This is a genomic window from Alcaligenes sp. GCM10023179 (genome assembly GCF_042653705.1).
GTDB lineage: Bacteria > Pseudomonadota > Gammaproteobacteria > Burkholderiales > Burkholderiaceae_B > Alcaligenes > Alcaligenes phenolicus.
Genome location: NZ_JBHSIQ010000001.1, coordinates 724,197 through 750,629 on the forward strand (window position 1 = coordinate 724,197; position 26,433 = coordinate 750,629).

Below are 26,433 nucleotides of genomic sequence, written 5' to 3' on the forward strand. Positions count from 1 at the left end.
GCGGTGTACGCTCAACAAGGGTTTGGGTCGACGCTGGAGCCTAAAGCTCCTTACGGCTTGTTGATTATTGATCTGGTGAATGGCTTTGCTGACCCGGCGGTGTTTGGTGGCGGCAATATTCCTGAAGCTATCGAGAACACACAGAAGCTGTTGGCAACGGCGCGTGAACAGGGCTGGCCAGTGGCGCATACGCGTATCGTGTATGCCGACGATGGCGCTGATAACAACATCTTCAGCATCAAAGTCCCCGGCATGCTGGGTCTGACTGAAGACGCGCACAACAGCCATATTGTGCAGGAACTGGCTCCCGCACCTGGTGAGTTCATCGTTCGCAAGAACGTGCCGTCGGCGTTTTTCGGTACGCCTTTGGCCGCTTGGTTGACCCAACGTGGTGTGCAAACACTGCTGGTTGCTGGCGCCGTGACCAGTGGTTGTGTGCGCTCCAGCGTGGTCGATGCGATGCAACTGGGTTTCCGTCCCTTGGTGGTATCGGATTGCGTGGGTGACCGTGCGATTGGTCCTCACGAGGCGAACCTGTTCGATATGCGTCAGAAGTACGCCACCGTGGCAACACGTGAAGAGGCGATGACGTTGATCGGTCTTTAACGCTATTCAATTTTTTTGAGCTTTTGAAAAGAGCGACGTGTTTCATCATGGTCTGGATGGGCGTCCGTGCTTGATGGATATGAGTCGTCGTTAACAAGTCTGTGTTGATAGCCTTGTGATTGAGTATCGATGGCCTGTCGCTTGGGGGCGGGCTATCGGACCTGTGCCCCTGGGAGCCGTATGGCTCTCGGGGGCTTTTTTATTTTTGGCAGCGTTGTGGGTTTGCAAGGATTGCTGTGTCAGGTCTTGAGTGAGGGGATGGCTGTCTTGTGAGTCATTTTAAGAAGGGTTTGGTGGAGCTTTGGGAGCAATAGAGGAGTTCTTCTGGACGTGCCGTTTGGGCTTTGCGTGAGGGCGGCGGATAGTTTTCTTGTGGGGCCCGGGTACGGCTTGTCTTGGCGGGTCTCTTGCCCACGCTGCGCGTGGGTACCCTTGTCAGAGTGCTGGGGCGGGCGGGTCGTGAACTCGGAGCGCGGTTTGTCCCCCGGACAAACCGCAAGCGTGCTCCTCAAACAGCACGCCCCTTGCATCCCGCCCCAGCACTCTGCCTGCGGCAAGAGCCCTGACTCGCCCGCCAAGCCGTACCCGGGCCCCACAAGAAAACAAGCAACACGGGTTAAAGCCCAAACGGCACTGGCAGAGGTGGGATGAAATTAAGGGCCCAGATTGGATGGGTGGAGAACGGAAGGGAGGGGGGCTGAAGAGCAGAACGATAGGTGCTTAGGAAATACAGAAGAGCAAGGCACGAGGCCCTGTTTGTTCAAAGAGTCCGTAAGAGATTGGTAGATAAAAAGCCATTGTGAGCCGTTCAGTCGGCCTGCTGGGGTGTCAGGGCGGATCAGAGTACTTGCCGCGGGCAGGAGATAGCGTAGGGGTGCAAGCATCCTGCTGTTTGAACCCGACGCTTGTACTTGGTCCGGGGGACCAAGTACCGGGTGAGTTCAGGATGCGCCCGTAGCTATCTCCTGACAAGGGCACCGGTGCGCAGCACCGGCAAGTGCTCAGCCCGGACACCCCAGCAGGCCGACTGAATGGCGTTTTCACAGAGACCTTTTATCCCCGATCCTGACTAAGCTGAATGCCCTCCAAACCTGCGCTACCGGTCGTAAAGCCTCATATCTCTGACATTGCGCCAGCCATAAGCCCTCTGGCTAATAAATAAGCAAAAAAAAGCACCCCTCAACAAAGAAGGGTGCTCAAAGGAATCAGAAGACCTTCTGACTCAAGTGGCTCGGAAACAGCACACAAAAAACAGTTTTAAAACCAGAAGCAAACCCCGGACTTAGACCGGAAACACCAGATCATTCGCCAGGATGGAGGTATCAAAAATCACCTGACGCTCCCTGAGCATCAAACGACCGTCCACACGCGTGAAGGTATCGAAATAATTACCCACAAGATGCACCGTGGAAGGCCCTTCCACCAAAGTCTGCATCAGCATGAAATTGCCTTCAGCCTCAATGTCGCCATTGTCAGCCTCGCTGATCACGCGCACATCCGTGACCAGATGCAGCATGTAGCGCGGGGCATACATCTGCGTGCGGGCAATAGCCACCGCACGATCGTGCATCATGTCGCGCCCTTCGGCATAGACCAGACCTACCGGCAAATTCAGATCCGCGTTCTCGCGAGAAGTGACTCGGTAAACCGCGTCCTCCACAAAAAACATGGGCCAGTCCTCAACATTGCCACGATCCAAAGTGGCACAGTACTCGGCATTGAAAAGCTCAATTTCCGCCTTCAAGGCCAAAGCGCGCTCAACAGAAACCTGGGCGGGTTTGAAAGAAAAATCCATTTTCATAAGTCAGCTCGTCTTACAGATCCATCACTTGGCGGTAGTACTGGTACATGGAGCGAATAGCCGCTTCCGAGATCAGCGTATTGGACGTACCCAGCTTGCTTTCATCCAGCTTGATGATGTTCACCTCGCTGCTGGAACGACGTACCCCTTCCTGCACAAACTTCATGGCCTCGTTGTCTTCCAGACCCAGGAAACCGGCAGGACCCATCAGGTTGCCCTGACGCAGACGGTGACGAGTCATCTCCTCGGTATCGTCCTCATAGCCAAACATGGTCCATTGCATGATCAGACTGTTGGGGCCATTGGGCACGATCTGACGCACACCCAAGGTGTTCATCTCGCGCTGAACAATCAGGTTGGGCCAGATCGTCTGCATGGTCACCGACCACGGCGAATCAAACTCCTTGACGTAGTCCAGGAAACGCTCATCGCGCAAACGCATATCGTCCACAAACGAACGCATTTCCTTCTTGTTGTCCTCACTGACCTCGGCGTACTTGTCCTCGGACTTGGCCGAAGCCATATAGCCATGACGACCATGCACAGGGTCCACATACATCTGCGACTTGTTGCCCGCTACCAGCAGACCGAACACCACCAGGAAAGAGTGCAGCAAGGTCGCGTGGTAAGGATCTTTCAGGTTCTCGTGGTACATCTTCCAGTTGCAAGGCAACTCGTTACGGTAGTAACCCAGAATCTTCAGCTTCTTGCCGGGAAACACCGCCTCGAAATCCTTCAGAATTTCAGGCGTCAGGTATTCCGTAATAGGCTCGACCTTGTCGCTGTAGGACGCAAAAATGACGCCGTTGTGCGTTGTCACATGCAGCTTTTTCAGACCATGCTCGGAGTTCTTGAAGCTGCGCGGCATGCCGCCTTCTTTATTCGCACCGCGCTTGAAAGGAACCCCTTGCAGATCACCCTTCAGGCTGTAGGACCACTGGTGATACGGGCACACAAACTCATTGGTATTGCCCTGGTTGTGACGGCAAAACTCCGCGCCACGGTGTGCACAGCGGTTTTCAAATACGTTGATGCTGCCATCTTCCGCACGAGCGACGACCACTGGCGTGGAACCCACATACGAGCGCTTGTAGTCGCCCGAATCGGGAATTTCCGCCTCCAGGGCCACAAAGTTCCAGGTGTCACCATGGAAAATGCGTTCCATCTCGCGGTTGTAAATGTCGTTGCTGGTGTAGACCCAGTCCGGAATAGTGTTGAGCACGTCCTCGGGCCAGGTGCATTCCTCGACAGGGCGGTCTTTGGACCCGACCGTCTGGCCTATCACCGTTTGCGTCTGATACATGGGGTTCTCCTCTGATAACTCTTTAATGATTCGTGATGACGAGGCGGCGCAGGCCGCTTCTCTTTCTTAGACTTGGGCCGTACGAGCCGCTTCTTTCACGTACTGGCGCAGCTTGGTGGCCGGGTCCAGCACGATGGCCGGGTCCACAGGCAAGTTCTGTTCCATGACGCTGCGCAAAGCGCGTAGATCCGCGCCGGCATTGACGCCAATTGCGTGTCGCAAATGCTGGCCTTCAAATGCCAGCAGCATGAAGCTGATGGCATCGCCCTGGCTGTCCATGACGCCGCGTACCTGATAGTCCAGATCCGGGCTGCCTTGACCCAGCATTTGAATGTTGCAACCGAGCACATCCGTCCAGAACCAACTGACAGGTGCAACAGGAGCATCCTGCCCGGCAATGGCGTGGGCCACCTGACGGGCTTGCTCGTTGGCGTTCTGCCAGGATTCGGTGCGCGTGCGCACGGCGGTATCGGGGCAGATCTGGGTGGCGCAATCGCCAGCGGCATAAATGCCCGCCACACTGGTGCGGCCCTGGCGATCCACAATAATCCCGGCCGTCATATCGTCTACCGCGATACCACTGGCCCGCGCCAAGGCGGAGTTCACGCTCAGACCGGCGGCCACAATGGCCAGATCGCCATTCAGGATCTGGCCATCGTTTAGTTCCAGCTGAACGGGGTGCTCGTTTTCTGCCGCAAAGTGGGCCTGACGCACTCCCTGACCCAAGCGCACGGTGATGCCTTGCGACTCGAAGCGCTCCAGCAACCATTGCGACAGCAGGGCAGGGGCGTTGCGGGCCAGCAGACGTTCATTCGCTTCAATGATGGTGACCTGTGCGCCAGTTTCACTGGCAGTTGAAGCCAGTTCCAGACCCATGAAACCGCCACCAATCACCAGGGCGCGCAAACCGGGATGCAGACGGGCTTGCAGGCTCAGGGCATCGTCCAGCGTGCGCAGATACAGGGCGTTGGCCTGGCTGGCGGGCAGCAGCGCCAGTTCGCGGGCCGCGCCGCCTGTGGCCAGCACCGCGTGGTCAAAGCTCCAGGTCTGGCCATTGCTCAGGCTGGCCTGACGCGTGGCGCAATCCAGAGACTGCACGCTGGTGCCCAACAAGAGTTCAATATTCTGTTCTTGATAGAACTCGGCTTTTTGCAAAAACACGCTGTCAGTGGTCGCGCTGGACTTGAGCACGTCTTTGGACAGGGGCGGGCGTTCGTAGGGAAGGTGAGTTTCATCCCCTACCAAGGTGATGCTGCCGCTAAAGCCCAGGCTGCGCAGTTCGCGCGCCAGCACCGAAGCCGCTTGGCCAGCGCCGATGATCAGTACGGAAGTGTGGTGTGCCATGATGTTGCAGGTCTCGTCAGCAGAAAAAAGCTCAGGCCTGACTGAAGTCGGCCAGAATATCGTTGCCTTCAATGCGCAGCGGGTAGACCTTGATGTCCACCGTGGCAGGGGCGTTCATCGCCTTGCCGGTGCGCAAACAGAACTTGGCCTGATGCAGCGGGCATTCCACGCAACCGTCTTCCAGATAGCCGTCGGACAGCAGGGCATATTGGTGGGTACAGACGTTGTCGGTCAGGTGGAACTCGTCATCCAGTTTGTGCAGGGCCAGTTTCTTGCCTTCCCACTCGATTGCCAGGGACTCTTCGTTGTCGATGGCATCAGTTTCGGAAATTTTTATCCAGTTCAAAGTTGTCTCCGGGTTGTGCTTTCAATTAGTCAGTATACTGTATAAATTATAAAATCAAATATCGTTTTTATAAGGGATTGCGCTAGTTGAGGCTTAAGCTATTGATGATGCTTTCCTTTATCTCATCAAGGACATGCGTCAGTAGTTTCCCTGCTTGACCAAAAATTAATTAATCAGCACACTTACTATTATCGAAGCGGTGAATGTCAATTTCATAGTGTGCTGACACTGCTTGGAACGTCCGTCTGGCCCCTCGGGGGGGACGGTTTGGCAAGGTTCGGGCAGTTGCTGTCGGGGCTGCAAGCCAGACTGGCGGGCAAACTACCCAGACCCCTATCGAGCAAGGGGTGTAAATACATTAAAAAATACAAAGAGGTGAGTGATGGAGCGTCGTAGTTTTCTGCTGAAATCGGCAACGGTTGCGGGTGCGGGTTTGGCAGCCGTAGCCGCCCCTGCAATTGCGCAGAACAGCCCCACCGTACGCTGGCGCATGTCTACCGGCTGGCCCAAAAGCCTGGACACCATTTATGGTTCGGCCGAAGCGTTGTGCAAACGTGTCAGCGAACTGACTGAAGGCAAGTTCGAAATCCGCGCTTTCCCCGGTGGCGAGCTGGTGCCTTATGCCCAGAACATGGATGCCATCAGCAACGGCACGGTCGAGTGCAACCACGTGCTCAGTACCGCTTTTGTGGGCAAGAACACCGCCGTAACGTTTGATACCGGCTTGTCCTTTGGCATGAATGCCCGTCAGCACAACTCCTGGGTGCACTTCGGTGGTGGTCTGAAACTGCTGCGCGAAATGTACAGCCAGTACAACATCGTCAACTTTGTGGCGGGTAACGTGGGTGTGCAGATGGGGGGCTGGTTTCGCAAGGAAATCAAGGACCTGGACAGCTTGCAAGGCCTGAAGATGCGTATCGGTGGCATTGGCGGCATGGTGCTGTCCAAACTGGGCGCCGTGCCCCAGCAGATTCCTCCTAGCGATATTTACTCCTCGCTGGAAAAAGGCACGATCGACGCGGCCGAGTGGATTGGCCCTTACGACGACGAAAAGCTGGGCTTGAACAAAGTCGCTCCTTTTTACTATTCCCCCGGCTGGTTCGAGGGCAGTGCGTCCCTGACCACCATGGTCAATAAAGATGCCTGGGAAGCCTTGCCCGCCAACTTCAAGGCTGCATTCGAGACGGCCTGTAATGAGCAGACCATGCTCAGCCTGGCCAAGTACGATGCCTTGAACCCCGGCGCTCTGCGCAAGCTGGTGGCCGATGGGGCCAAGCTGCGTTACTTCCCCAAGGACGTCATGAAGGCCGCCTACGACAAGTCCCAGGAACTGTGGAAGGAACTGTCGGATAGCAACGCCGATTTTGCCAAGATTTATCCAAGCTGGAAGGCCTTCCAGGAGCAGGAGGCCAGTTGGTTCCGGGTTGCTGAAAGCGCCCTGGACAACTTCACCTTCAGCGAGTTGGGCAAGCGCAGTTAAGCAGCACATTCTTAAGGTAGTGAAATGAGTCAGCACAGTCACCCGTCAAGCCTGGGTGGCCAAGGAGTGGGTGCGCGTATTCTTCGCAAGGAGGATGCGCGCCATCTCAATGGCCGGGGCAACTTCATCGGAAATATGACCATGCCAGGGCTGCAGGAAGTCGCCTTCCTGCGCAGCCCCATGGCGCATGCCCGAATCCGTCAGATCAATATTGAAGACAGCGCACGTGCGCAGGTTATTACCCGCGCCGATATGCCGGACTGTCTGGATATTTACGCCGCTTCCACTTTGCCCAGTTACCAGGCCTCCAGCATGCCGCCGCTGGCCTCGGGCAGTGTGCGTTATGTGGGCGAGCCGGTTGCCATGGCCTTTGGTGAAAGCCGCGCCGTGGCCGAGGACGTTCTGGAGGAGATTGAAGCGCTGTACGACGAACTGCCGGTTTACGGCAGTGTGCCGGCCTCGCTGGCCGCGCAGGGTGATCTGTTGCATGAAGGCTGGCAGGATAATGTGTTTGTGACACTGCGCTCGGACATGGCCTTTGAAGAGCATGCCGCCCGTGCCGATCGCGTGATCGAGCACTCGGTCAGCCTGTCGCGTCAGTGCATGTTGCCGATGGAAGGCAAGGCCGTTCTGGCCTATTGGGATTTCCAGGCCGATCAACTGGTGGTGTATTGCGGCAGTCAGATCCCGCATATGCACCGCACTGGCATTGCCCAGTTCCTGGGTATGGATCAGGCGCAGGTTCGTGTGATTTCCCCCGATGTGGGCGGCGCTTTTGGTTATAAATGCGTGCTGCATCAGGAAGAGCTGTGCGTGGCCTGGTTGGCCAAGACCTTCCGCAAGCCCTTTCGTTTCATGGAAGACCGCCGTGAGCACTTGATTGCTGGCGCCAATACCCGTGAACACCAATACCGCCTGAAAGCACACATCAGCAATGAAGGCCGCCTGCTGGCGTTGGATGCTGAAATTGATATTGATGGTGGCGCTTACTCGGTCTGGCCCTTTACCGTGGGTTTGGAAGTAGGCCAGGCCCTGGGCAACTTGCCCGGTCCTTACGATTTTCGTGGCTACCGCTGCCGCACACGCGGTGTGGGCACCAACAAACCAGGCTTCATGCCGTACCGTGGCGTAGCCCGTACGGGTGTCTGCCTGGCCATTGAACAGATGATGGATCAGATCGCCCTGGCGGTCGGCAAGCCCTCCTGGGAAATTCGCTTGATGAACCTGGTGCAAGGCGAGCAAATGCCTTACGTCAACGTGGCCAACAAGCACTACGACTCGGGCGACTATCCAGAAAGCCTGCGCCGCGCTCTGGCTGCGGTGGATGTGGAGGCTGTGCTGGCTCGTCAGGCCAAGGGTGAGCCCGATGGTCGCCTGATTGGTCTGGGTGTGGCTTCTTATACCGAGCAGTCCGCACACGGTACGTCCGTGTTCGCCAGTTGGGGCACTGCGGTGATTCCGGGTTTTGATCAGGCTTTTGTACGCATGACCCCAGACGGTGGGCTGGAAGTGCGTGTGGGTGTGCACTCGCACGGCCAGGGTATGGAAACCTCGTTTGCCCAGATCGCCAGCGAAATTCTGGGTATTCCCGTGGCCAAGATCAAAGTGGTGCACGGCGATACGGGCCGCACGCCATTCTCTACCGGCACGTATGCCTCGCGCTCCCTGGTGATGTCTGGCGGTGCGGTGTCCAAGGCCTGTAAAGAGCTGCTGCCGCGCGTGCGCAAGATTGCCGCGCATATGCTGAAAACTGATGTGGACAGCATGCAGCATCAAGGCGATATGTTCAGTGCCGAGGGCCGTCAAATCAGCATCGCCCAAGTGGCGGATGCCTGGTACATCAATCCGCAGCATTTGCCCGAGGACGTGGACCCGCAAGGTCTGGAGCTATCCGTAGGCTACAAACCCAAAGTCGATACCGGCAGCTTCACCTACGCCAGCAATGCCGTGGTGGTGGCTGTTGATCCAAAGACTGGCGGGGTGGAAGTGCTCAAGTACGTGGTGGTGGAAGATTGCGGCGTCATGATCAACCCCATGATTGTGGAAGGCCAGACCATAGGCGGGATTGCCCAGGGGATCGGCACCGCCTTGTACGAAGAAATGCCTTACGACGAGTTTGCTCAGCCGCTGGCATCGACCCTGGCAGACTACGTCATGCCCGGTGCCTGCGAGGTGCCCAATATTCATATCGAACACATGGAAAGCCCATCGCCCAATACCGAGTTTGGTGCCAAGGGCATGGGCGAGGGCGGAGCGATTGCACCTCCTGCCGCCATCATGTCCGCCATTAATAATGCCTTGCGCTCTACGGGAGCACAGGTCTCGCACACGCCCGTGACACCGCATCGACTGCTAAGCGCCATCCGCGCTGCAGCACAGCCCGCCAATCAGCAAGATAAACAGCCCGTGTCGGAGGTTCAGGCATGAAGGCCGCCAAGTTTGAGTATGAACAGGCCCAGAGCCTGAAACAGATCCAGGACGCTTATGGCAGCGACCCTTCCGCCGTGCGCTTGATGGGCGGTAGCCAGTCCCTGGGCCCCATGTTGAATCTGCGTCTGGTGCGCCCTGCTCGAGTGCTGGATGTGTCGGCAGTGCCCGAGCTGCGACAGGTAACGGCCAATAAAGGGCAAGTGCGTATCGGCGCTGCTGTGACTCACGCCCAGATTGAAGATGGCATTCACGACCTGCTGCGCGGCCACATGATGCAGAAAGTGGCAGGCCGCATTGCTTACCGGGGTGTGCGTAATCGCGGCACCTTGGGTGGCAGCCTGGCCCATGCGGACCCGGCGGCAGACTGGGTGCTGACCTGTGCCGCCCTGGGCGCACGCATCAATGTGCGTGGAACCCAAGGCAGCCGTACGGTTCCCATGAGCGAATTCATGCTGGCTGCCTACACCACGGTGCTGGAAGCCGGTGAGTTCATCGAGTCTGTGGATGTACCTGAAGTGTCCGGTTCGGCCCGTTGGGGTTATTACAAATTTACCCGCAAAGTGGGCGAGTTTGCCGATGCCAGCTGCGCCTGTTATTTCGACCCGGCCACGCGCACGGCGCGCGTAGTGATTGGAGCCATGGAAGGCGCTCCGCGCTCTTTGCCCGAGCTGGCCGTGAACGTGGCTGCACAAGGGGCCGCCGTCCTGGAAGGGGACACGATTGCAGCGGCCTTGCAGCCGTATCTGGCACAACGGGATGAAGCTCATCAGGTGCTGTTCCGTACGGTAGTAGAGCGCAGCCTGAAGCAAGCGCTGGGTGTGAAAGGTTAAGACATGGCAGAAATCTCGATTCAAGTTAACGGCCGTCAGCAAAAGCATGAGGCCGAACCGCGCACCCATCTGGGTGATTTCATCCGCGAGAAAAGCCGTTTGACCGGCACCAACCTGAGCTGTGAACACGGTGTGTGCGGCGCATGTACGGTGCTGGTGGATGGCCGTCCAGTGCGCTCCTGCATCACTTTTGCCGGTGCTTGTGATGGCCACGAAGTCACCACCGTAGAAGGCTACGACGACGATCCGATCATGAGCCGTCTACGTACGGCTTTCTCGGAAAAACACGCCTTGCAATGCGGCTTCTGTACGCCTGGCATGTTGGCGACCAGCCGCGACATCGTGCTGCGTTTGCCCGATGCAGACGAAGCCCGTGTGCGTATTGAGTTGTCCGGCAATATTTGTCGCTGCACCGGCTATCAAGGCATTACAGCCGCCATTCTGTCCGTGCTGCAAGCCCTGCGCGATCAGCCCGATGCCCAGGTAGAAGCCTTGCGCGCTGCCGTGGTGCAGAACGTGCAGCAAGACTGGAACCAGAACGGCTTTACGACTTTTGAAGCGGTACAGGAAGAAGTGCAGACGCCCGCTCCGGTGGCCGCTGCTGCACCTGCCGCGTCCGGCAGTGCCGACAAGGGCAAGGGTCAGGCCATTCAAGGTGGTTTCGATGCCCGTTTCCCGGCCGATCAGGTTTGGGCTTTCATGAAGGATTTGCCCAAAGTGGCGGGCTGTCTGCCCGGCGCGATTATCGAGTCCCAGGAAGGGGCCACGGTACAGGGCAAGATCGCCATCAAATTTGGCCCCATGTCGGCTGCCTTCAAGGGTAATGCCACGTTGGAAGAGGATAACGAACGCCGTGCTGCCGTGCTGCGCGGTGAGGGCGTGGACTCCTTGAGCCAATCGCGTGCCCGTGGCGATGTCAGCTTTCAGGTCAATCCGGATGGCGAAGCGCGCAGCCGCGTGGAAGTGGAGCTGGTGTATTCGCTGCAAGGGCCACTGGCGCAGTTTTCGCGCTCCGGGCTGGTTCAGGATTTCGTGCGCCGCATGATTGCGGAGTTCGGCAAGAACGTGAACCTGCGCCTGGAAAAACCGCTGGCCGAAGGTGAAGAGCCGGTGGTGGCCGAGTTCAATCCGGTCAAGATGTTCTTCAGCATTTTGTGGGACCGCTTCAAGGGACTTTTCCGGCGCTCATAAGCGCATAGACGACGCAAGACGATAAATAAAACGGGGGTAAGGAGATGACGGAGCGTAAAGCTTTGGGGGGACGTGTGCGCCTCGCAATCGGGGCCACCTTCTTGTTGAGCACCTGGGGGGCGGCAGCCGAGCCCTTGAATGTAAAGCTGGACTGGACCCCTTGGGCCGTCCATGCACCGTTTCATCTGGCCGTGGAAAAGGGCTGGTTCAAGCAGGCTGGCCTGGATGTACGGCTGGAAGATGGCAACGGTTCTGTCACGGCGGTGCAGATCGTGGGTGGCAGTGATCGCTTTGATGTGGGCCAGGCAGCGCTGGCCTCCATGGTGATTGCACGCAGCAAAGGCTTGCCAGTCAAAGGGCTGGCCACCTTTGCCACGTCCAGCGATATCGGCGTGTTGGTGCCCAAGGATTCGGGTATTAGCGGGCCGGAGGGTTTGAAGGGACGCAAGATCGCCTATACCGCCGGTTCTCTGGAAGCGCCTTTTGTCGATGCGTTTCTGGCGGCGGGCGGCTTGCGTCGCAGCGATGTGGATCTGCTGAGTGTGGATGCGGCTGGCAAGGCAGCGACCTATGCGGTGGGGCGGGCCGATGCCGTGATCTCCACCATTCCATTTGTACTGGCTTCGGTGTCGCGTCAGCGCGCCTCCAATGCCATTCCTTTCGCCCAGCACGGCCTGGATATGGTCAGCTTTGGCCTGTTCACCAGCGAAGCCAAGCTAGCCAGCCGGGGACAGGAGCTGGCGACTTTCTCCAATGTGGTGGCCAAGTCCTGGAACTACATTTACAGCGGTCACGAGCAAGAAGCGGTGGATGCGATTGTGGCGCAACGCCCCAATGCGCGTTTGGACAAAGCCATTTTGCTGGACCAGCTGAACATTCTTAAAACCTACTTTGGCCCGGCTGTGGAGCAAGGCAGTATCGGCGTGAACCAGCCTGCGGACTGGGACAAGACAGTTGCCACGCTGGAACGGGTAGAGCTGATTCCTGCCGGTCAGAAGGCCATGGACTATTACCAGTCCGGCGTGGTCACCCCGCAATCCCTGAGCAGTCTGGAGCTGAAGTAATGGCGGCGCGGGTACTTTCTCAAGATGTGCGCAAGCGCTTTGAGGGCGCGCGTGATGTGCTGGCGCTGGACGGCATCAATGTCGATATTCAACCAGGCCAGTTCATCAGCATTCTGGGCCCCAGCGGCTGCGGGAAAAGCACCTTCCTGCGTTGCGTGGCCGGGCTGGAAAACATCAGCAGCGGCTCCCTGACGGTAGACCAGCAACCCGTCAGCGGCCCGCCCGACCAGGTGGGCATGGTGTTCCAGCGCGATGCCTTGCTGGAGTGGCGCAGCATACGCGACAACATTCTTTTGCCTTTGGAGTTTGCCGGCAAGCGCACGGCCGATTATCTGGACAAGGTGGATCAATTGCTGGCCTTGACCGGCCTGTCTCAGTTTGCCGACAGCTATCCACGCCAGTTGTCTGGAGGCATGCGCCAGCGGGCCTCCATTTGCCGTGCTTTGGTGGATGATCCGCGCCTGCTGCTGATGGATGAGCCTTTCGGTGCGCTGGATGCACTGACGCGCGACAACATGAACGCCGAATTGCAGCGCATCTGGATGAAAACGGGCAACACCACCTTGTTTGTGACGCACGGCATTGCCGAAGCCGTTTTCCTGGGCGATACCGTGCTGGTGTTCTCGTCTCGTCCAGGCCGCATTCTGGAGCAGATCAAGATCGACTTTCCTCGTCCGCGCCCGCTGTCCTTGCGCGAGACCCCGGAGTTCGGTCGGCATGTCGCTCATATCCGTCAATTGTTCGGCATTGCCGATGGTGCAGGAGACAGCCATGAATAAAGCCTTGCGTTCCATGCCCAGCTGGTTGGCGGGCGTGGTCTCTACCGTCGTGGTGCTGTTGGCGTGGGAATTAATTTGTTGGCTGGGTCAGGTGCGGGAAGTGATTTTGCCGCGCCCCTCGCTGATTCTGGAGGATTTGTATGGCGAACTGGGTTGGTACATGGGTCAAGCGTTATACACGCTCGGCATCACGCTGGCTGGATTTGTATTGGCCGCCGTAGGCGGCGTGCTGATTGCCGTCGCCCTCGTGGGTTCACCGCTCTTCGAGCGTTTTTGCTATCCCCTGATTGTGGGTTTCAACAGCATTCCCAAAGTGGCTTTGGCACCGCTGTTCGTGGTCTGGATGGGTACAGGCTACGAGCCCAAGGTGGCCATTGCTTTTCTGATCGCCGTCTTTGCCGTGATTGTGGATACGGTGCAAGGCTTGCGCTCGGTCTCGCCCGACATTCTGGACCTGGGCCGGGTTTTGAAAGGCGGGCCGGTTGCCCTGTTTTTCAAAGTGCGCCTGCCCTCTGCGCTGCCATCGATCATGGCGGGCCTGAAAGTGGCTCTGTCCCTAGCTTTGGTAGGGGCTATTGTGGGCGAGTTCGTGTCCTCCCAGCGTGGCCTGGGCTTTGTGATCATGAGCGCCCAAGGGGTGTTCGACACGGTGCGGGTGTTCTCCGCCCTGTTCATTCTGGCCGTCATGGGGCTGGCGCTGTACTTCCTGCTGGATGCAGTCGAAAAGCGCGCCACCCGCTTTCGGTCTCATTAGATTCCAACTAACTTCAACGCAGAAAATCTGGGGGATTGATGCAATCTTTACTCAAACTATCCAGGGCGATCGACAGCCTGAATCAGCTATGTGGCCGGGTGGTCATGTGGGTGGTTTTGCTGGTTGTCGTGATCAGCTCTTATAACGCCATCGCGCGCAAGTTCTTTGACTCCAGCTCCAATGCCTGGCTGGAGGTGCAGTGGTATTTGTTTGGCGCCTTGTTCCTGCTGACGGGCGGCTATACCTTCTTGCGCAATGAGCACGTGCGTGTGGACGTGCTGGCCTCGCGCCTGTCCGAGCGCAAGCAAATTGTGATCGAAGCTGCGTGTGTGGTGCTGTTCATGTTGCCGGCCTGTGTTGCCATCATGGCCTTGTCCTGGCCGGTGTTCATGGACTCCTACCTGAGCCAGGAAGTGTCTTCTAATTCCGGTGGCCTGATTCGCTGGCCTGCCAAATTGATTATCCCGATTGGTTTTGCCCTGATTTCCCTGCAGGGAATTTCGCACCTGATCAAGTGCATCGGTTTCCTGCGTGGCGCTTGCCCCAACCCCAACAAGAAGTTGCAGGACAAAACGCCCGAAGAATTGCTGGCTGAAGAAATTGCACGGCAAGCCGAGGCCAAGTTAGCGCATCAACACAAAGGCTGAACCAGATCATGATGGATTTATTTGTCGCCAATATGGCGCCAGTGATGTTTGCATCACTGATTGTTTTCTTGCTGCTGGGCTTTCCGGTTGCCTTTGCGCTGGCCGCCAACGGTATGGTGTTCGGTCTGATTGGTGTGGAAATGGGCCTGTTCAACTGGTCCCTGTTCCAGGCGCTGCCGCTGCGTGTGTTTGGCATCATGGCCAACGATACTTTGCTGGCCATTCCCTTCTTTACCTTCATGGGGCTGATTCTGGAACGCTCCGGCATGGCAGAAGACCTGCTCGATACGATTGGTCAGCTGTTTGGTTCCATGCCTGGTGGTCTGGCCATTGCCGTGGTGTTTGTGGGTGCCATGCTGGCTGCAACCACAGGTGTGGTGTCAGCCTCGGTGATCTCCATGGGCCTGATCTCCTTGCCCATCATGTTGCGCTACGGTTATAGCCGCAGACTGGCCACGGGCGTGATTGCCGCTTCAGGCACCTTGTCGCAGATTATTCCGCCGTCGCTGGTGCTGATTGTGCTGGCTGACCAGTTGGGCCGTTCGGTAGGCGATATGTACCGCGGTGCCATGGTGCCTGGTCTGGTGCTGACAGGCGCTTATCTGCTTTACATCCTGATTCTGGCCGTGCTGCGTCCCAAGGATGTGCCACCGATTCCTGCCGAACATCGCACTTATTCGGAGGCCAATGGCCGTTCCGGTGCGCGCTCCTTGTGCGTGTTGCTGTTGATCTCGCTGGTGGCCGGTTATATCTTGGACGAATTTTGGGTTGACCCCAACGGCCCCGTAGATGAGAAAGTCATTATCTGCATCTTGCTGGTTGGTGGTGTGGCGTTCGTGTTGGCCCTGATCAACAAATGGCTGAAGCTGGGCTTGCTGTCGGTGCTGGCAGAACGCGTGGTGTTTGTGATGATCCCGCCCCTGGGCCTGATCTTTCTGGTGCTGGGCACGATTTTCCTGGGTATTGCCACCCCCACGGAAGGCGGTGCGATGGGCGCAGTCGGTGCCATTCTGATGGCGGTCAGCCGTCGTCGTTTGAGCACTGATTTGCTCAAGCAAGCCATGGATACCACGGCCAAGCTGTCCTGCTTCGTGATGTTCATTCTGATCGGTTCCACCATCTTCTCGCTGACTTTCCGTGGCGTGGATGGCGACTTGTGGGTGGAGCACCTGCTGATTGACCTGCCTGGCGGCGAATATGGCTTCCTGATTCTGGTCAGTGTGCTGGTGTTTGTACTGGCCTTTTTCCTGGATTTCTTCGAGCTGGCGTTCATCATTGTGCCTTTGCTGGGGCCGGTGGCCGACAAGATGGGCATCGATTTAATCTGGTTTGGCGTGCTCTTAGCCGTTAATATGCAAACATCCTTTATGCATCCACCATTTGGCTTCTCACTATTTTATTTACGCTCGGTGGCGCCCAAGGATGATTACATCGATAAAGTGACCAAGAAAAAGATTCCGGGTGTGGCCACAGGCGACATTTACTGGGGCTCCGTACCGTTTATTTGTATCCAGATCGTGATGATTGCTGTGGTGCTGTTGTTCCCTGGCATGGTGACGCATTACAAGGGAACGGGCGCCCAAGTTGATCCCAATACAGTCACGATCGACATGCAGGACGAGTACGGTACCGACCTGAATCCGTTTGATGATTCGGGCGAGGGTGGCGGTATGCCGGTATTCAAATAAACACAGGAAAGACTGGAGACACATATGGAGAGCCTGGATGTCAGGGTATTGCGCCAGTTGCACGAGTGGCGCGCACAAGGACGTGATGCCATTTTGGTTACGGTTGTGCAGACCTGGGGCTCGTCCCCCCGTCCAGAGGGCTCCATCATGGCTCTGGAAAAAGGTGGGGCGGTGGTCGGGTCGGTCTCGGGTGGTTGTATCGAGGACGACCTGATCCGTGCCTATCACGACCCCGCAGGGGCGGATAGGCGCCTGCATGGCGATGGCTGTCCTCAGATGCTGACGTATGGCGTCAGCGCGGATGAGGCGCATCGCTTTGGCCTGCCTTGTGGTGGCACGATCCGTTTGCTGGTGGAGTTCAATCCCTGCCCGCAAGCACTGTCGGAATTGCTGAGCTTGCTGGAGCAGCGCCATCTGGTGCAACGTCATGTGGATCTGCAAACTGGCCGTGCCTGGGGCAGTGCCACCCGCGTTCCGGCTGCCTTGCATTTAAGTCAGGACAGCCTGTCGGTGACTTTTGGCCCGTCCTATCGGCTCTTGCTGATCGGTGGTGGGCAACTTTCCGAGTACGTGGCGACCATTGCCTTGTTCAACGGCTTTGATGTGACGGTCTGCGATCCGCGCAGCGAGCATATTCAAGGCTGGAGCGTAGCGGGTGCGCGTGTAGTTAAGGGCATGCCGGATGATGAGGTCATTGCCTGCGTGCCGGATCGGCGTACGGCCATTGTGGCCCTGACGCACGATCCCAAGCTGGACGATATGGCCTTGCTGGAGGCGCTCAAGAGCAGTGCCTTTTATGTGGGGGCGATTGGTTCGCGACGTAATAACCAGAGCCGTCGCGAACGCTTGGCCGAGCACTTTGATCTGACGGCCGAGGAAATCGACAAGCTCAAAGGTCCGATTGGCTTGTATATAGGCAGCAAAACCCCGGCAGAGATTGCCGTCAGCATCATGGCCGAGATCATTGCGATCAAGAACGGGGTGGAGGTACCGCGTGAGCTGTCCGTCGGCTCTGTCAAGGATAGACAAGAACAGCCGTCGGCCTAGAGGGTGGCTGTTGCGACAGTTCTGCATTCAGACTTTTCGCACTAAGATAAGAGAACGGGCGGCGACCCGTTCTTTTTTTGTCTCCGGGCCGCCCAGGACCTGACGCCTTCTGTCTTCAGCGGGCCGCCAGCGGGTGACCAGCCCGTGCAGCGTAGGGACGTTTTGATTTCTGTCTTTGTGAGCCTGCCATGCCCTTTGTGTCCCAATATGGTTTTTTGCCCCTGAGTGCCGCGCCCGGAAAACAGGCCTTGTACAGTCCGGCACAGTGCGCCAGCATGGATGCAGCCGCTCCGGCTTTCGGGGTATCCATCGAGCAATTGATGCAGGCCGCTGCCAGTGCGGTGGCGCGTACCGTGCAGCGCCACTGGCCGCAAGGAGCGGTGCTGTTCTTGTGCGGGCCGGGTAATAACGGTGGAGATGCTCTGGTGGCGGCGCAGATTCTGCGCGAGCAGGGGCGGGTGGTTTCCGTGTTCAGTCTGGTGGACCCGTCTGTACGGCAGGGTACGGCTGCCTGGGCGCAAACGCAATGGCAGGGTCGCTGGGAAAGCCAGTGCCCGGACTTTCGACGCTTTTCGGTGGTGGTGGATGGTTTGCTGGGAGCAGGCCTGGATCGTGATGTAGAGGGCGAGACAGCTGCCTTGATTCAGGCTTTGGCGGCTTCCAAGGTTCCTGTATGTGCCATTGACGTGCCATCGGGCCTGGATGGGGCCAGCGGGCAGGTGCGCGGTGTGGTCGCCCCTGCCACGGTGACAGTCAGCTTTGTGCGCTACAAGCCGGGCCATGTGCTGTATCCGGGCCGTGCCTTGTGCGGCAAGCTTGAGCTGGCCGAAATCGGTATGCCAGCGCCGGCCTTGCAAGAGGCCAATACCTGGTTGAATGAACCTGCCTTGTGGCAGGCTCATCTGCCGCAGTTGGGCGCCCAGAGCCATAAATACACGCGTGGGCATGCTTTGGTGGTTGGGGGCGAACGGATGACCGGAGCCAGCCGTCTGGCGGCTCGTGCAGCACAACGCGCAGGAGCCGGACTGGTCAGCATGGCTGTGCCGCCCTCGGTCTGGTCGGTGTACGCCGGTGCGCTGGACAGCATCATGGTGGCTCCCTTGGATGACACTTTGACCACGGACGAGCGCATTCGCGCCTGGCTGGTGGGGCCGGGTGCGGGATTGGGTGAGCAAACCCGTCGCCTGACTTTGGCTTTGCTGGCAACGGGGCGACCTTGTGTTCTGGATGCGGACGCCATAAGCAGCTTTGCAGCACAGCCCCAGGAGTTATGGGATGCCTTGCATGAGCAGTGCGTGTTGACCCCTCACGCGGGCGAGTTTGCCCGCGTTTTTGAGGAAGCGCCGGATCGTCTGGAGGCAGCGCGACTGGCTGCTACGCAATGTGGTGCCGTGCTGGTGTTGAAGGGAGCAGATACTGTTATTGCCGCGCCCGATGGGCGGGCCTTGATCAATGCCTGCGCACCGCCGTGGTTGGCCACCGGGGGCAGCGGGGATGTATTGGCGGGTCTGGTCTGTGGCTTGTTGACCCAAGGCATGCCTGCTTTTGAAGCGGCGGGGGCGGCTGTCTGGCTGCATTCACAGGCCGCCCTGGAGTTTGGTCCCGGATTGATCCCGGAGGATTTGATAGAGGTGCTGCCCCGTGTTTGGCAGCGCCTTCTGTCCAGGGCCTGATACTTACTTGCGTGGGGCGCGCTGGTAGGCCAGCGCCACAATCCCGCTCAGCACCACCGCTCCACCCAGCAATTGGGTGGAGTTCAAGGTCTGCTTCAGAATCAGCCAGCCCAGAATCAGCGAGGCCACCGGCTCCATATTCATGAAGGGCGCATTGCGTGTCATATCCAGGCGGGGAGCCAGCACAAACAGGGTCACAAAGCCCGTGGTGTACAGCACACAGACCAGCGACAGGGCAATCCAGCCTATAGCGTCGTGGGGCAGCGAAGAGCCACCGGGCAGCAGTCCCAGAGGGCTAAGTGCAATCAGGCAGACCAAAGTTTGGCTGATGGTACAGAAACTGCGTACCAGGCCGGGCAAGGGTGCCAGTTTATTTTCTGTAATCCACAGGCCAATCGCAAAGGTCAGGGCGGTCAGCAGGCTGCACACCACGCCCAGGACCCACTGCCCATCCAGCGTTGCGCCCTTGATCAGACTGGGAGCGTCCAGCGCCAACAAGAGGCCGATCAGAATTGCCACCATGATGATGGAGGTTTTGCGCGTGGGTTTGTGCCCGCCCAGTATCCAGGTCAGTAGCGCCAGCAGAATCGGGTACATATTGGCCACCAGCAAGGCCAAGGCGACGGGGATACGGGCAATGGAGGAATAAATCAGCATGCACTGCATGGTGATCAGCCCGCCCAGCATCAGTTGCCAGCCCAGATACTGACGGGGCACATACAGGGCTTGCTTGCGCCAGATCAGCAGCATGCTCAAGGCCAGGGTGGCCGCGGCCGAGCGAAAAATAACCGAGATGATTAGCCCGGTGCCATGGTCCAGCGCCACTTTGGCCGCGATATGGTTGGCGGCGAAGGAGCTGCCCAGCATTAACAGCAACATAATGGCAAGGTGACGGGGCAGTAAGGCAGGAGATGTTGCGGGGGGCATGCTACTTTTATTTCAAGTTTAAAGAATGGGCGGATGCTTTATTGTTGTCCGCCCTGTCACTTGCTGCAAGTATTGATTGCGAAACATGCCCAGGCTTGGCCCCGAGGGCGGTGCTACTATGTTGAGCGATGTCCATGTCCACAGAGATGCCTTCATGAAAATCGACCCCGCCAAAAAGCCGACGATTCCTCGTTCTACGGGACAAGCGCCGTCCTTTTTCTGGCGCAGCTTGATGGCGGGTGGGGCCTTGCTGGCCGGCCTGACAGGCTGTGCCCTGCCTTCGCTGGAAGGACGTAGCCAAAGCGAGGCTTTGCCGCTGGATCAGGCCAAGGAAACCATGATTGGCCAGGCTGTGGCCCCCATGGCACAGGAGCATCCCGGTCTGACAGGCATTTATCCCTTGTTCGATCCGCACGATGCCTATGCTGCCCGTGCCTTGTTGGCCTTTGCTGCTCAAAAAACGCTGGACGTGCAGTATTACATCTGGCGGGGCGACACCACCGGCACCTTGATGCTGGGCACCTTATTGCAGGCTGCCGAGCGTGGCGTGCGTGTGCGCTTGTTGATTGATGACAACGGCATCACCGGGCTGGATGATATCTTGGCCGCTTTGAACGCTCACCCCAATGTCGAGGTACGGCTGTTCAACCCCTTTGTGCTGCGCTGGCCCAAACCTCTGGGTTTTCTGACGGACTTTTCCCGTCTGAACCGGCGCATGCACAACAAGTCTTTTACCGTGGATAACCAGGTCACCATTATTGGTGGGCGCAATGTAGGCGATGAGTACTTCGGTGCGACTCAGGACGTCTTGTTTGCGGATCTGGATGTGATGGCGATTGGCGCGGTGGTGCAGGACGTCTCCAAGGATTTTGACCGTTACTGGGCCAGTCAATCGGCCTATCCGGTGGACAGCCTGATCAAAACGGGTGGTTCGGAAGCTCTGATGAAGTTTCAGGCCAAGTTGCAGGAAGCCGAAGCGCAACCACGCGCCAAGGATTACCAGCAGGTGCTGCGTGAGTCGGACCTGGTCAGCCATTTGGTGCGTGGTGAGCTGGATTTCCAGTGGGCGCGGACCACCATGATCAGTGATGATCCGGCCAAGGCCTTGGGCCCGGTCAACCCGGAGCAATTGATGGTCTGGCAAATGGACCATGTGCTGGGCAAGCCCACCAGCCAGGTGGACCTGGTGTCCTCGTACTTTGTGCCTACCGCTGCAGGTGTACGGGCCTTTGAGGACATGATGAAGCGGCCTGGCATGAAGGTCCGTATTCTGACCAATTCCCTGGCTGCAACGGACGTGACGGCCGTACATGCAGGCTATGCGAAACGACGTAAAGCCTTGTTGGAAGCCGGGGTGCAGTTACTGGAGCTGCGGCCCACCATGGACAAGCCTACGCGTCACGGCTCCGGGCCTTTTGGTAGCTCGGGTTCGGCCCTGCATGCCAAGACCTTTGCGGTAGACGGTAAGCGCCTGTTTGTGGGCTCTTTTAATTTCGATCCGCGTTCGGTCAATTTGAATACGGAGCTGGGCTTTATTATCGAGAGCCCTGAAATGGCGCAGGCCCTGTCCAAGAGTTTTGAGGACGTCCTGCCTTACCGCAGTTATCGTGTAGAACTGGATGAAAACGGTGATCTGGTGTGGATTCAGTTGAACGAAGACGGCACCCAGCGCTTTTTCACCTCCGAGCCGAATGCCAGTATCTGGCGTCGAGCCGGGGTAGGCGTCTTGTCTATCCTGCCGATCGAGTGGCTGCTTTAAGCCGATTCAATTATCGGTAGCGGATCTGAAATGCCCCCAAGGAGTCAGCTTGATCCTTGGGGGCATTTTCTTGTCGTTACTGGTTTTATTGACTAGACCTTGAGCTTTTGCACGGCCTGTCGGCGTGTCTGAATCCAGTCTGCGTAGCGATGCAAGCCATGTTTTTCCATGTGTTGCTCGGCCAGATTCCATTCCTGCAAGGCTTGTGCGTTCTCGCCCAGCGCCATCCAGGCGTCTCCGCGCACACAGTGCAGCTCGGTGCCCAGACTATTGGTGTCATAACGCAGACCTTGAGCGGCAGCCTTGTCCAGCCAGGGCATGGCTTCATTGCTGCGACCCAGACGTATCATGGCGCGAGCAATGCGGCTCATCAGGCCATCGGCGCTGATGGGTAGACCGTACTGTGCGATCTGTACGCAATCGAGCAGGGACTGCAGGCTGGTTTCTCGGCCTTGCAACATCACTTGGCAATAGTGCAGGTACGAGCGACTAAGTGCAGACCAGGGCTCGGGGTTATGCGATTTTTGCAGCTCTTGCAAGGACAGCTCGGCCACTTGCTGACAGTCTTCCAGCTGTTCCATCAGGTAGTAGGCTTGCATGACGAACAAGTGCGTAATGGCGCGCAGTGAAAAAGCGGTATCCACACGCAAGGATTGCAAGGCCAGATGGACATGTTGCTGAGCGGCATCCATATTGCCTTTCAAGGCCAGGGCGACGCTCAGGGTTCCAAAGGTAATGGACTGAGGAAAGTGCTCGGCAATGGCCTGACGACCGTTCTGCTCCTTCAGGTCATCAAAGACGGCCAGGCTCAGGTTCAGCGTCTGGATGGCATTGGTGACATTCCCTTTCCACAGCTCGTGCTGGCCAATGGCGTACAAGGCCCAGCTGCGGTTCTGATCGTGGCTGGTTTCATTGGCCAGAGCCAGTAACTGGCGCGCTTTTTGCAGGGCTTGCTCGAAATTGCCCTGGGCTTGAAAGGCTGTCCAGGCTGTCCACAAGCTGATCATGACCTGATCCGAGTCATGCTCGTCATGCAGCTCATGGCCCAGCTCGTAGGCCATGGCCGTAGAGGCGGAGGCGGGGCCGTACAACGAGGACTCAATCGCGCCTTGCAACATGCGACATTCAAATTGCAGGGTTTGGCGAACCTGTAAATCTTCAATCAATTCGCTGCGGTTCAAGGAGCGCTGCAAGTATTGGCTGGCCTGGCGCAGGTCGTCCTGTGCCAGCGCTTCGCGGGCCGCACGCTGCCACCAGAAGGCGGCTTCCGGACTTTCCGCTTCGCACAGATGCAGGGCAATGTACTCGGGCGCGTGACGGCGGCGTATGCCGTGCTGGGCGATGGCGTAGTGGGCCTGACGCAGTTCTTCCTGCATCGCTACACGTTCCAGCGCTTGGGAGACCAGCGGCAGACAGGAGACATGCTTGTCATGCACATCGATCAGATCCAGCGTTGCCAGCGTGTCCAGTCCACTGCTCAAGGCGGTGTTTTCCAGGCGGAGCATCAGAGCCAGCTCGTCGATGGAAATAGGCTGTGCCTGCAAGGCGATGCTGGTCAGGATGTGGCGTGTTGCGGGCAGGAGGCTGTGGTACTGGGTGCAGACCAGGTCAGTCAGGCACAAGGCATCGCTGCATTCACTATTGAGCTCATGGCAGCGCAGCAGCTCGTTGGCATGGCCTGGATTGCCTGCGCTTAAGCGGACCAGGCGGCTGCGTTTATCGCGCGCCAGCCTTTGCCCCCGTTGGCCGCTTAACAGGCTGTTGATGCTGGAGCGATCCAGTGTACGCAGGCTCAGGTGCTCGGCACGTTCCAGTCCATGACCGGGTTTGCGGCTGGTCGTCAGCAGCAAGGTGGGGTGACGCGGGGCCGTGTGCGCCAGTAAGCGGATCAGGCGCTGGGTAGGCGGGTCGGCCCATTGCACGTTTTCAATTATCAGCAAGCGACGGCGTGGCGAATTGCCTGGGCCGCTGAGCAAATTGAACAATAAATCCATATGAGCCGTGGAAGGCTCGTTCAGGTCTTGCTCGTCCGGGCCGCTATTTAGCCATTGATGCAGGGACTGAGCCTGTTTGGGGCTGATTTCCAGTGCCTCTTGCAAGGTTTGCACGGAGAAGGGATCACGCTGCTTGCCGTTTTGCGCGGTGAGGTAATCGGCAATCTGCTCGTGCAGCCAGAGGCGAATCGGATGCCAGGCCACACGACGCTTGTCTTCACGACAATTGAGCACAATGCAGTGGTGGGCGGTTTTCTGCACATAGTCCGCCAGAGACTGCACCAGCAGACTCTTGCCGATATGAGCCCGACCGTGAATGGCAATGTGATGCAAGGCACGGTTGGGACCGATATGCGACCAGGCTTGCACCAGATGGTCGAACTCTTGCGAGCGGCCATAGACACGGCTGGTTAAACGCGTAGGGTCTGCGTCGGAAGGGCTCAGATTCAGCCACAGCGCTTCGCTCTGGCGGCCCAGCGGGCCTTGCACATCCTTGGTGTCCAGACGCAGAGCGGCCTGCACGCTGATACGTGGCGTGCCGGGGCTGGCTTCCCAGCTCAAGGGCAGCACCACTTGTGCCAATTGGCCCCAGGGATCGGGGTAAGTGCTTTGATCGTCCATGGCCAGATCGGCGTGGAGGGCGATGCTCAGCTTGACGTTTTCATCCATGCGCAAGGTTGCCGCAACCCGTGCCAATGCGGCTGCTTGCGCAACGGGCGACTCCAGCAACTCGGGATAGCCAAAGTAGGCAATCAACTGATTGGGACCGGCCTCACAGGGCCAGCCGCCATGCTGTTCAATCAAGATTTGCAAGGTCTGGCGACATTGTTCCAGCAGATGGCCGCCGCGCTCACGAGCATGCCGGTGACCGGGCTCAAAGCGCAGGCAAAAGCCGACCGCGGCCAAGGGGCGCAGGCGCAGGGAGACCATCGTGGGTAAGGATTTGGCAGGGCTGATCGAGCGTGCCGGCAAATCCACCAGACTGCGTGTCTGGGCACTGGGTTCGCAACCCAGGCGGTCGGCCAGCAAGACCGAGCACTGCTCGTAGGCGTGCAGGGCAGCTTCATGCTGGCCTTCCTGTTTCAGCAGCCGAATCAGCTCTTGATGCAGTTTTTCTTCTTCTGGCCAGATCAGGAGCCAGCGTTTAAGGTAACTGATTGCTTGCGGCGTAGGCAGCGTGCTCAGGCCAGACTGTATGTAACGGTCACGGCATTGCGACAGAGTTTGACGAATGTTTTGCTGTGTATCCTGCAACCAGTCCTGTAACTGCTCGCCATGGTGCAGTTTTACCTGCCCTAGCAAGGGGCCTTGATACAGGTTCAGGCGCTCCAGATCGTTAAGCGATGGCTGACTGGGGTGTTGCAACAGGCTGAGCACATCCACCTGGGTGTGGCTGGGGTCCAGGGCCAGGGTGTCATTGGTAATGTGCAGGGCCTGATCACAACCCTCAAAGGCGCGGCGCAAGGCATGCAGCGCGTGGCGTAAACGAGCGCGGCCCACACTGATGGGGTCTTCATGCCAGATCGTTTCAGCCAGACGGCTGCGACTAATCGGCTTGCCCTGGGCCAAGGCCAACATGGACAATAAAATACGCGCTTTATCGTAGTTAATGATTTGTGCGCGGCATTGTCCTTTCACCAGCAGTCGGTAGGTACCGAGCAGGTAAATTTGGGCCAAGTGCGAGGCGGAGGAAGGCAAAACATCCATGGGCTCGGGCTCGTATCAAGAGTTAAGCAATGATTGGGATAATGTATCCGATCCGTTTAATTTTCGTTTACCAACTTTTGCAAAAATAAACGCTTTGCTTGTTCAAGATTAAACCTTTTTGGGATAACTCCGGCTTAACTCATCGCAGGCTATGATGTGGACTTGTCACTTTCCTGTGCTTGCTTGCCTCTTGGTATGGTCGATCCCACACGTTCATCGCTGCGCAAACAGTCCAAATTGCCTCTGTCGCTCAAGGTGAAATATACCTTGCGAGCGCGCCTGGAGCGTGGCGAATGGCCGGTAGGCACGCGTATTCCCACGCTGGAAGAGTTGATGCAGGAGTATGGCGTCTCGCGCGCTACCGTGCGGGCGGCGCTGGATGAGCTGGAACACGAAGGCCTGATCGAGCGCACACGCGGCAAGGGCACGTTTGTGATTGGCGACGTCGCGCAAGACCATTGGCTGATGTTGCCCACCAATTGGGATGCCTTGATTGAACATCTGACGCGTCTGGATTCGGTCATGGTGGAGCTGGGCAATGGTCTGGGAGCCTTGCCCATTGAAATTACCGGGCAGTCCTTGCCCGATGAGTATTGGTGGACCAGCCGTGTGAATTACGCTGATGGCGTGGCTTACAGCCTGAATACGGTCTACGTGTTGAATACTCTGGCCCAGACCTTGCAACCGGAATTAAGTCAGGAACCAGTGCTGCTGGTGTTAAATCGTCTGGCTCGCGAGCAGATTCATACTATTCGTCAGACACTGACCGTACGGGTTGCCGATGCGGATTTAGCACGCCATTTGAATATGGACATAGGCATGCCTGTGGTGCGGGTAATTCGCCTGATTGTGAACCGTGCAAATCAACTGGTTTATGCGGCACAGGTCTTTTATCCCGCTAAATATCTCAGCATTCAGACCGAGCTGACACCTGGCCTTTAAGGCTGCCATCCCAGGCGCGCTGCGCCTTTACGACACTCCTAGGTAAAAACACCAAGTTATGCCGCTGGGTAGCGAGGTGTACACTTTTTCCATAAAGTCCTAAAAATAGAACTTTATGACT

General features: G+C 57.7%; 20 protein-coding genes. 14 read left to right on the top strand and 6 right to left on the bottom strand.

Going from position 1 to position 26,433, the window contains the following annotated elements; genetic code table 11:
• The first annotated feature begins 3 nt into the window (after window positions 1-3).
• Window positions 4-606, top strand: a complete 603-nt coding sequence (locus ACFPDR_RS03220) for an N-carbamoylsarcosine amidohydrolase (protein ID WP_376911057.1) — start codon at window positions 4-6, stop codon at window positions 604-606.
• A 1,282-nt stretch (window positions 607-1,888) separates the two neighbouring features.
• Here the strand turns inward: ACFPDR_RS03220 and ACFPDR_RS03225 are convergent.
• The 4 genes from ACFPDR_RS03225 to ACFPDR_RS03240 form a co-directional block, all read right to left on the bottom strand.
• On the bottom strand, window positions 1,889-2,407 hold the full coding sequence (locus ACFPDR_RS03225) for an aromatic-ring-hydroxylating dioxygenase subunit beta (RefSeq protein ID WP_376910532.1): 519 nt from the start codon (window positions 2,405-2,407) through the stop codon (window positions 1,889-1,891).
• A gap of 13 nt (window positions 2,408-2,420) precedes the next feature.
• Window positions 2,421-3,710: an aromatic ring-hydroxylating dioxygenase subunit alpha gene (locus ACFPDR_RS03230; protein ID WP_088452220.1), complete on the bottom strand. Its 1,290-nt coding sequence runs from the start codon at window positions 3,708-3,710 to the stop codon at window positions 2,421-2,423.
• Window positions 3,711-3,776: 66 nt separating this feature from the next.
• Window positions 3,777-5,054, bottom strand: coding sequence for an NAD(P)/FAD-dependent oxidoreductase (locus ACFPDR_RS03235; protein WP_371478823.1), 1,278 nt, complete (start codon window positions 5,052-5,054; stop codon window positions 3,777-3,779).
• A 31-nt stretch (window positions 5,055-5,085) separates the two neighbouring features.
• Window positions 5,086-5,400 carry a non-heme iron oxygenase ferredoxin subunit gene (locus ACFPDR_RS03240; RefSeq protein WP_009460854.1) on the bottom strand — a complete coding sequence of 105 codons (315 nt, stop codon included), beginning with the start codon at window positions 5,398-5,400 and terminating at the stop codon, window positions 5,086-5,088.
• Between the two features lie 382 nt (window positions 5,401-5,782).
• Here ACFPDR_RS03240 and ACFPDR_RS03245 point away from each other — a divergent pair, with 382 nt between their 5' ends.
• The 11 genes from ACFPDR_RS03245 to ACFPDR_RS03295 all read left to right on the top strand — a co-directional run bounded on the left by ACFPDR_RS03245 (window position 5,783) and on the right by ACFPDR_RS03295 (window position 18,983).
• Window positions 5,783-6,880 carry a TRAP transporter substrate-binding protein gene (locus ACFPDR_RS03245; protein ID WP_035273653.1) on the top strand — a complete coding sequence of 366 codons (1,098 nt, stop codon included), beginning with the start codon at window positions 5,783-5,785 and terminating at the stop codon, window positions 6,878-6,880.
• Between the two features lie 24 nt (window positions 6,881-6,904).
• The gene (locus tag ACFPDR_RS03250; RefSeq protein WP_376910536.1) at window positions 6,905-9,307 is read left to right on the top strand and encodes a xanthine dehydrogenase family protein molybdopterin-binding subunit; all 2,403 of its coding nucleotides are present in this window, start codon (window positions 6,905-6,907) and stop codon (window positions 9,305-9,307) included.
• The gene (locus ACFPDR_RS03255; RefSeq protein ID WP_321388835.1) at window positions 9,304-10,140 is read left to right on the top strand and encodes an FAD binding domain-containing protein; all 837 of its coding nucleotides are present in this window, start codon (window positions 9,304-9,306) and stop codon (window positions 10,138-10,140) included. Before ACFPDR_RS03250 ends, ACFPDR_RS03255 begins: the two co-directional genes overlap by 4 nt.
• Before the next feature lie 3 nt (window positions 10,141-10,143).
• Window positions 10,144-11,331 (top strand): xanthine dehydrogenase family Fe-S subunit, encoded by a 1,188-nt coding sequence (locus ACFPDR_RS03260; protein ID WP_083054524.1) that lies wholly within the window; start codon window positions 10,144-10,146, stop codon window positions 11,329-11,331.
• 44 nt (window positions 11,332-11,375) lie between these two features.
• Entirely contained in the window at window positions 11,376-12,395 is a 1,020-nt protein-coding gene (locus tag ACFPDR_RS03265) for an ABC transporter substrate-binding protein (protein WP_376910539.1), read from the top strand.
• Window positions 12,395-13,174, top strand: coding sequence for an ABC transporter ATP-binding protein (locus ACFPDR_RS03270; protein ID WP_009464036.1), 780 nt, complete (start codon window positions 12,395-12,397; stop codon window positions 13,172-13,174). Before ACFPDR_RS03265 ends, ACFPDR_RS03270 begins: the two co-directional genes overlap by 1 nt.
• Entirely contained in the window at window positions 13,167-13,928 is a 762-nt protein-coding gene (locus tag ACFPDR_RS03275; RefSeq protein ID WP_009464034.1) for an ABC transporter permease, read from the top strand. The genes ACFPDR_RS03270 and ACFPDR_RS03275 overlap by 8 nt, the downstream gene beginning before the upstream one ends.
• 38 nt (window positions 13,929-13,966) lie before the next feature.
• Window positions 13,967-14,575, top strand: coding sequence for a TRAP transporter small permease subunit (locus ACFPDR_RS03280; RefSeq protein WP_199264969.1), 609 nt, complete (start codon window positions 13,967-13,969; stop codon window positions 14,573-14,575).
• An 11-nt stretch (window positions 14,576-14,586) separates the two neighbouring features.
• Window positions 14,587-16,263, top strand: coding sequence for a TRAP transporter large permease (locus tag ACFPDR_RS03285; protein WP_321291329.1), 1,677 nt, complete (start codon window positions 14,587-14,589; stop codon window positions 16,261-16,263).
• Window positions 16,264-16,287: 24 nt separating this feature from the next.
• Complete coding sequence (locus ACFPDR_RS03290) at window positions 16,288-17,310, top strand: XdhC family protein (RefSeq protein WP_035273662.1); 1,023 nt, start codon at window positions 16,288-16,290, stop codon at window positions 17,308-17,310.
• A gap of 188 nt (window positions 17,311-17,498) precedes the next feature.
• On the top strand, window positions 17,499-18,983 hold the full coding sequence (locus ACFPDR_RS03295; protein ID WP_035273665.1) for a bifunctional ADP-dependent NAD(P)H-hydrate dehydratase/NAD(P)H-hydrate epimerase: 1,485 nt from the start codon (window positions 17,499-17,501) through the stop codon (window positions 18,981-18,983).
• Between the two features lie 3 nt (window positions 18,984-18,986).
• Here ACFPDR_RS03295 and ACFPDR_RS03300 read toward each other — a convergent pair whose 3' ends face one another.
• On the bottom strand, window positions 18,987-19,910 hold the full coding sequence (locus ACFPDR_RS03300) for an EamA family transporter (protein ID WP_115634376.1): 924 nt from the start codon (window positions 19,908-19,910) through the stop codon (window positions 18,987-18,989).
• A gap of 154 nt (window positions 19,911-20,064) precedes the next feature.
• Here ACFPDR_RS03300 and ACFPDR_RS03305 point away from each other — a divergent pair, with 154 nt between their 5' ends.
• Window positions 20,065-21,669 (top strand): phospholipase D family protein, encoded by a 1,605-nt coding sequence (locus ACFPDR_RS03305; protein WP_376910541.1) that lies wholly within the window; start codon window positions 20,065-20,067, stop codon window positions 21,667-21,669.
• A gap of 92 nt (window positions 21,670-21,761) precedes the next feature.
• Here the strand turns inward: ACFPDR_RS03305 and ACFPDR_RS03310 are convergent, their stop codons facing one another.
• Window positions 21,762-25,370, bottom strand: coding sequence for a BTAD domain-containing putative transcriptional regulator (locus ACFPDR_RS03310; RefSeq protein WP_376910542.1), 3,609 nt, complete (start codon window positions 25,368-25,370; stop codon window positions 21,762-21,764).
• Between the two features lie 195 nt (window positions 25,371-25,565).
• On the opposite strand from ACFPDR_RS03310, the gene ACFPDR_RS03315 reads away from it, so the two are divergent.
• Complete coding sequence (locus ACFPDR_RS03315) at window positions 25,566-26,312, top strand: GntR family transcriptional regulator (RefSeq protein WP_009464020.1); 747 nt, start codon at window positions 25,566-25,568, stop codon at window positions 26,310-26,312.
• Window positions 26,313-26,433 lie beyond the last annotated feature (121 nt).